At 40.7% G+C, this 6,462-nt stretch carries 8 protein-coding genes; 7 read left to right on the forward strand and 1 reads right to left on the reverse strand.

Translation table 11 applies throughout. The features are described 5' to 3' along the window. Nucleotides 1–403: 403 nt before the first annotated feature. Nucleotides 404–946, reverse strand: a complete 543-nt coding sequence (locus ACTQ50_RS18710; protein WP_441485423.1) for a helix-turn-helix domain-containing protein — start codon at nt 944–946, stop codon at nt 404–406. A 167-nt stretch (nt 947–1,113) separates the two neighbouring features. On the opposite strand from ACTQ50_RS18710, the gene ACTQ50_RS18715 reads away from it, so the two are divergent. The 7 genes from ACTQ50_RS18715 to ACTQ50_RS18745 all read left to right on the forward strand — a co-directional run bounded on the left by ACTQ50_RS18715 (nt 1,114) and on the right by ACTQ50_RS18745 (nt 6,404). Continuing rightward, nucleotides 1,114–1,320 (forward strand): hypothetical protein, encoded by a 207-nt coding sequence (locus tag ACTQ50_RS18715; RefSeq protein ID WP_441485424.1) that lies wholly within the window; start codon nt 1,114–1,116, stop codon nt 1,318–1,320. Nucleotides 1,321–1,331: 11 nt separating this feature from the next. Next, entirely contained in the window at nt 1,332–2,408 is a 1,077-nt protein-coding gene (locus ACTQ50_RS18720; RefSeq protein ID WP_441485425.1) for a tyrosine-type recombinase/integrase, read from the forward strand. Then, nucleotides 2,396–3,718: an AAA family ATPase gene (locus ACTQ50_RS18725; RefSeq protein WP_441485426.1), complete on the forward strand. Its 1,323-nt coding sequence runs from the start codon at nt 2,396–2,398 to the stop codon at nt 3,716–3,718. Before ACTQ50_RS18720 ends, ACTQ50_RS18725 begins: the two co-directional genes overlap by 13 nt. Beyond that, entirely contained in the window at nt 3,693–3,926 is a 234-nt protein-coding gene (locus tag ACTQ50_RS18730; RefSeq protein WP_441485427.1) for a complexin-2, read from the forward strand. The genes ACTQ50_RS18725 and ACTQ50_RS18730 overlap by 26 nt, the downstream gene beginning before the upstream one ends. A 157-nt stretch (nt 3,927–4,083) precedes the next feature. Then, nucleotides 4,084–4,305: a DUF5348 domain-containing protein gene (locus tag ACTQ50_RS18735; protein ID WP_441485428.1), complete on the forward strand. Its 222-nt coding sequence runs from the start codon at nt 4,084–4,086 to the stop codon at nt 4,303–4,305. A gap of 279 nt (nt 4,306–4,584) precedes the next feature. Further along, complete coding sequence (locus ACTQ50_RS18740) at nt 4,585–6,003, forward strand: plasmid recombination protein (RefSeq protein ID WP_441485429.1); 1,419 nt, start codon at nt 4,585–4,587, stop codon at nt 6,001–6,003. Nucleotides 6,004–6,011: 8 nt separating this feature from the next. Then, a complete protein-coding gene (locus tag ACTQ50_RS18745; protein WP_441485430.1) occupies nt 6,012–6,404 on the forward strand; it encodes a TnpV protein in 393 nt (130 codons plus the stop codon). The last annotated feature ends 58 nt before the right edge of the window (nt 6,405–6,462 follow it).

A 6,462-nucleotide genomic window follows, 5' to 3' on the forward strand; every position in this document is an offset into this window, starting at 1 on the left:
ACGGCACCAGTCAGCATCTGTCATGCCGCTTTTGCGACATTCATTGATAAGCCTGATCTGTTCAGCCATTGGAACAGGGGCTTTGCGAGTAGCTGCCATAACCTATCCTCCATGATTGTAGTGAAATAGTCTAAATATCTTTCATCTACAATTATAGAGGAATCCAGAAGATTAGAAAATCCGCAGGAATATTTGGCGCTTACGTAAGATGCCCCAGAAACCTCGTGTTTCTGGGGTTTTTCTGCTTCCCGGAAATAGAAAATAGAGGGAGTTATTTACGATGAGTAGAGTGTAAAAATTTATTTTCGGACAGAAAAACAGCCACTTCAGTTTCCTAAAGTGGCTACAGTTTGGCTACATTTCTATTACAATGGCTACATATGCAAGGATTTCTTTTATGAAATCATATTTGAGGAATCTTCACAGTGATACCGGAAGTCCCTTTACGGATTACAAGGTTACTGTCTATCAGAGATTGTTTGATCTCATCTATCGTTTTTTCCAGATCTTCCAGTTCTTTTTTTTGCTTTTCATCTATACTGCCTGATTGATATTTTTCCAGCGCAGTGTTTAGCAGTTCTTTTGTTTCCAGATATTTGCATAATCGTTTATTTAGTTCTTTATTGTCAAAAGAAATTCTGACCGAAGATGGAATATAAGCTCCGTCTTCCTTTTTATCTGCAGATATATTCATATCAATTTCATCATCCATTTTAAACAGTAGAGAGAGAACATCTGAAACAGTGGATATATCCAGATCCAGAAAAACATTGATGCTGATTCCCAGAGCATTTGATATTTTCAGGAGTTGTTCCGGTTTTGGATTACGGATACCGAGTTCATATTTCTTTATGGTGGCATAGTGAATGCCGGATAATTCCCCAAGGGTTTCCTGCGACATTCCTCGAAGATTTCTATAATATCTTATTTTTTCCCCTGTAGTCATGGCTGCATCTCCTTTCAATGACGGGTACACATTTGTATTCTATCATAGAATGATTAATTTGTGTGAAAAAAATAAAGACAATAAAACCACTTGACGGACACAAATGAGTACTATATAATAACAATACATGGTACACATATGAGTACCAATGAAAGGAGAGATGAATAATGGCAAGAAGAGAAACAATGGTATATGCAGATGAAGTCGCAGCTACTCTTGGTGTAGCAAAAGAAACTGCATACAAGATTATCAAAGGTTTAAACGATAATCTAAGAGAAAAGGGTTATGTAACGGTATCAGGAAGATTGCCGAGACGCTATTGGGAAGAAAAATTCTATGGCGGAGCCGAAGCATTATATGGGGAAGAAAAATAGGGGGTGTCTGGATGTCAATTACGAGAGAAGAAAATGGAACTTATACTTCACAGGTTAGAGTAAAGGACTGGACTGGGAAAACAATTCATAAAAAGAAGCGTGGTTTTATGCGAAAAAAGGATGCGAAAGAATGGGAGAGACAGATGCTTTCTCAGGGAAACATCTTAAATACGACCTTGAAAGACTTCTTTGAAATCTATCTGGAGGATAAGAAAAATATGATTAAACAACGAACTGTTTATAACAAACGGGATGTATTCAGAAAGCACATTTTTCCTTATTTTGCTGATCGCCCGATGAATAGTTTTAAAGCTCCGGAACTGATCCAGTGGCAGAACAAGATTACATCAATGGGATATAAACCAACCTATCTAAACGATATTCATAAGCATTTTCAGGCAGTATTTACCCATGCCTGCAAGGTGTATGATTTGGCAGAAAATCCGTTTGATAAGATGGTGCGTATGGGAAAACCGGATGCAGATGAAATGGTGTTTTGGACGATAGACGAGTATAACGCATTTATCGCTCAGATAGAACCTGGCGCAAGATATTATGTTCTGTTTGAACTGCTCTTCTGGACCGGATCCAGAATCGGCGAAGCCCTTGCCTTAACAAAAGCCGATATTGATACGGTAAATTATCGGTTGAGGATTAACAAAACGTATTATCGGAAGCATAAAGAGGACTTTATTACTCCTCCTAAAACGGAGCAGTCAATCAGAACTATTGATATTCCAGAGTTTCTGGTAAAGGAATTAAAAGAGTATATGGACAAGCTTTATGGACTTCAGGAAGATGACAGGATTTTTCCGATTGTGGCTGAGTCAGTACAGCACAAAATGAAAAGAGTGATTGAAAAACATCATCTGAAAAAAATCCGTGTCCATGACCTTCGCCACAGCCATGCAGCGTACCTGATCGATCATGGTGTACAGCCGCTGATGATCAAGGAACGGTTTGGACACAAGGATATCCGTGTTACCTTGAATACTTACGGGCATCTGTATCCAACAAAGCAGAAAGAACTGGCGGAGATGTTAAATGCTCAGCGAGAGGAAGGGAGGAAAACGGAATGCAGCGTTTAAATGAAAAACAGACTGTTTCATGCCCATCAGCTCTGCATACGGAGTTACTAAGCTCGCCTGGCCCGCTCGCTAAGGAACTCCAGTATGTTGGCGCAGATGTGAAACAGCCCGTAATAACTGACAAAAACATTATACCAGAAAGTACGAGACAGGTACAACAGCAAAATTCCGGGAATAGGACGAAAAGTAACAGCATGGTGGGGCACAGTGCCCCTCATGCACTGAAAGTAAAATCTATGACGGAACTGTATGATACGGTTTATCCACCCAGTAAACCTGTGGTAGAAGGGTTGTTATACAACGGAACCTACCTGTTTGTGGGAGCACCAAAGGTAGGAAAATCCTTTTTTATGGCACAGCTTGGATACCATGTGAGTAAAGGAATTCCGTTATGGAATTATCCGGTCACACAGGGCGCAGTACTTTATCTGGCTCTGGAAGATACGGAAGAACGGTTACAGAAACGGTTGGCAAGGATGTTCGGAGTTGAGGACAGTGAGAACTTTTATTTTGCAGTTGAAGCAGAAACTCTGAATACCGGATTAGAAGAGCAGTTGGAGCAGTTTGTAGAGCGGAATAAAGATGCAAGGCTGATTATTATTGATACACTGCAGAAGGTAAAGGAAATCGGTGGAGATAAATTCAGTTATGCGGATGACTACCAGAATGTTACACGATTAAAAGCATTCAGTGACAAATATGGTGTTTGTATTCTTCTGGTACATCATACAAGAAAACTGGATTCTTCCGATAGCTTTGAACGCATTTCCGGTACCAATGGCCTGCTGGGAGCTGCAGATGGTGCCTTCGTTATGGAAAAAGAGAAACGAACAGATAATAAGGCAACGCTGGAAGTTGCCGGACGTGATCAGCAGGATCAGAAAATTTATCTGCAGTTTGATCGGGAACATTGTCTGTGGAAATTCGTGAAAAATGATGTGGAGTTATGGAAGAAGCCGCCAAATCCTCTGCTTGATGCAGTAGCTGCATTGATAAAGAATAGCAAAGTGTGGTCAGGAAGCGCTACAGAGCTGTCGGCTTTACTTACGGGTATTGAGATGGAAGCCAATGTACTTACCAGAGCTTTGAATATTGCAGTGGAGGATTTACTGGAAGAATATAAAATCCGGTACTCTAACAAGCACACCAGTAAAGGAAGTATGATCACGTTGCAGTTGTTAGATGAAATGACGGTAAGTGACGATATGACGGTTATTTCCGGTACAGATACGGTACTGAAAACAGCGTCACAATCGTCAGAACCGTCACAGGAAGGAGATACCAATGAGAAATGTGCAGATACCGTTTGAGCTGTTTTACCAGCTTTTACAATACCATTTGATGGAAAATCATAATCTGGAGAATAGTATTAAGCAGGGATTGGAAAAGAAATTGGATGCGTTGGTGATGCATGAATTGTATGGGAAATCGAAAAGCGCAGCCACTTTGGAAGAAAGAGAGAAAGCCCGACAGGAGTATCTGGACAGGCGAGGAGTAGAGGAGGAGTTTCGATGGTAGTTTTTTCTGATCACCTTATGACAGGGGCGTGACACGCTCCTGTATCAGTGGCAGATAAGGCAAGGCTTCGGAAATAAAATCGGAAAGGATTGACAAAGAGAGGGAGCCTTTTTTCGGGGCATCCTTTCTGGTCAGATTGTGAAAGGAGATTTCAACTATGAGACAGGGAAGATTAGGATATAACAGCAGCAATGACAGGTATGGATTGTTATCAGCAGATTTATGGATTGATACCGGATTTTACTGCGGAGAGTGTCTGGAAGTTCTGGTAGATGGTAAATGGGTAGAGACCAGAATGGAAATGGATGCTGCCCGGAACTGGTATCTGGTAGGAACACCTTATCGTGGTGATCTGGAGTATATCAGAGCAAGGATATAACTGGGAGAAGTTGCACCGACCGTAGGGAGGAAAGGAACTTCGCTCCGCTTCGGTCAGTGCAGAACAGACGTCCCTCAGACGTCTTGTACCCCCGGTAGGGCGCAAGGGTACTTTTGATGGACGGAACGGCTGTCGAAAGTGCTTTTGCGTTACTTTTGACAAAAGTAATAAAACCGCCGTATCCGGCGAAGAATACTTTGAATCGCCATAACTGGTGTAAATAAAGTTTATGTGCCGTATCCGGCACTACTCTATTAGAAAAGGAAGGGGGAATGCTTATTGAAAAGAACAATCAGTGGAATGATGGGCGCAGGGTCTCTTGCACATAATCGAAGAGCTTTTATTGCAGAGAACGTGGATGCTGACCGAACGCATCTGAATGTAAAATATTATGATGAGAATCTCCGAAAGGTTTACCATGAGCTGTTTAACGAAGCAATAGAAAGATATAATGCAGTACAAAAACGAAATGACCGTAAGATTACTGATTACTATGAGAAAATCCGTCAGGGGAAACAGGAGAAATTATTTCATGAGATGATTATCCAGATTGGAAATAAAGATGATATGTCATCAGATACGGCAGAAGGAGAAATGGCTGCTAAAATACTTGACGAATATATGAAGGACTTTCAGCAGCGGAATCCGACTTTACGGGTGTTTAATTGTTATCTTCATATGGATGAAGCCACTCCGCATCTGCATATTGATTTTGTGCCTTATATATCCGGTTGGAAGGGAAAAGGATTGGATACCAAGGTATCATTGAAACAGGCGTTGGCCTCACTCGGATTTAAGGGTGGAACAAAGCATGATTCAGAATGGAACCAATGGATCAATCATGAAAAAGAAGTGCTTGCTGGTGTTATGGAGAGGCATGGTATTGAGTGGGAGAAAAAAGGTACACATGAGGAACATTTGTCGGTTTATGATTACAAGAAAAAGATGCGATCAGAGGAAGTAAAAGCTCTGGAAAAGGAAAATGCTCTCCTGAAAGTGCAAAATGAAAGCCTGATTGGACAGATGGTGGAATCCAGAGCTGACATTAAAATATTGGAGCAGACGAAAGCAGATGCGGAAAAAGCTGTAGAAGAAGCTAAAGATAGAGCTGATCATGCGGAAAAGGAAGCTGAGAAGCACGAAAAAAGACTTGAAAATTTAAAACCGATAATAGATAGCATGAATGCTGAAACGGCGGACTTCAAGGAAAAAATAGAAGAGCAGTTACCACAGGCAGGGACTTTGGAATTAGCTTCTTCCTATCGGGAGAAAAAGGCGAAGCCATTGTTTATCCGCATGAAAAATAAAATTGCATCGTTGGCTGTAAGAGTTGAACAGGTCACACAGAAGCTAACAAATGCTCGTATAGAAATTAAAATTTTGAAAAGAGAGAAAAAATCATTGCAGGCAGAAAATAGTATATTGATTGAGAAAAATAAGGAACTTCAAGAGGAAAACGCGATGCTGAAAAGTATAGCAATTATGTTTGACCGGGTTGTTCGTGTCATGGGTGAAGATACGGTGTTTCTGGCAGTTCGAAAAGATGAAGAGAGGGAAAAATTTGAAAATAGAAAGAAAGAACAGCCGGAAAAAGAACAGAGCATATTGAAAAGACTTGAAATAGCCAAACAAAATGTGTCTGCGCGAGAAGAGGACAAAATAAATAGCAAAACAAAGAAATGGAATATGGAAAGGTAAAAACGAATATGGAAAAGTACATTTATGATGAGAATAACGGATTAACTTATACCTTACATGGAGACTATTACTTGCCGGATTTAGCTGTACTGGAGGAAGAAACGGCGAATTACGGGAAGTATGGGATGTTAAGAAAAAGCTATCTGAAAGAGCATAAACCATGGTACTATCAGTCGATGGTATTATCCGGGAAATTAAATGAACATTTGAACATGATAGATAAAGAAGCACATGAGATGGTAGAACTTCTGATAAAACAAATGGCGGTGCAGCAAGGGATAACGGAGCAACTGAAAGCAGATGCTCCCATGGTATGGGTACAAAAGATGAATGCGCTGAAGAGTACAGTGGTCTTATGTCAAGATTTAGTACAGATTAAAATGAGAGGTTCCGCCAGCTAAGCAGCCGGCAGAACATTCACCCTTTCATACAGTTTTTCGAATTCGTCAGGGGACATAT

Origin of the sequence: Blautia sp. Sow4_E7 (assembly GCF_052116245.1) — a bacterium.
Taxonomy (GTDB): domain Bacteria; phylum Bacillota; class Clostridia; order Lachnospirales; family Lachnospiraceae; genus Blautia_A.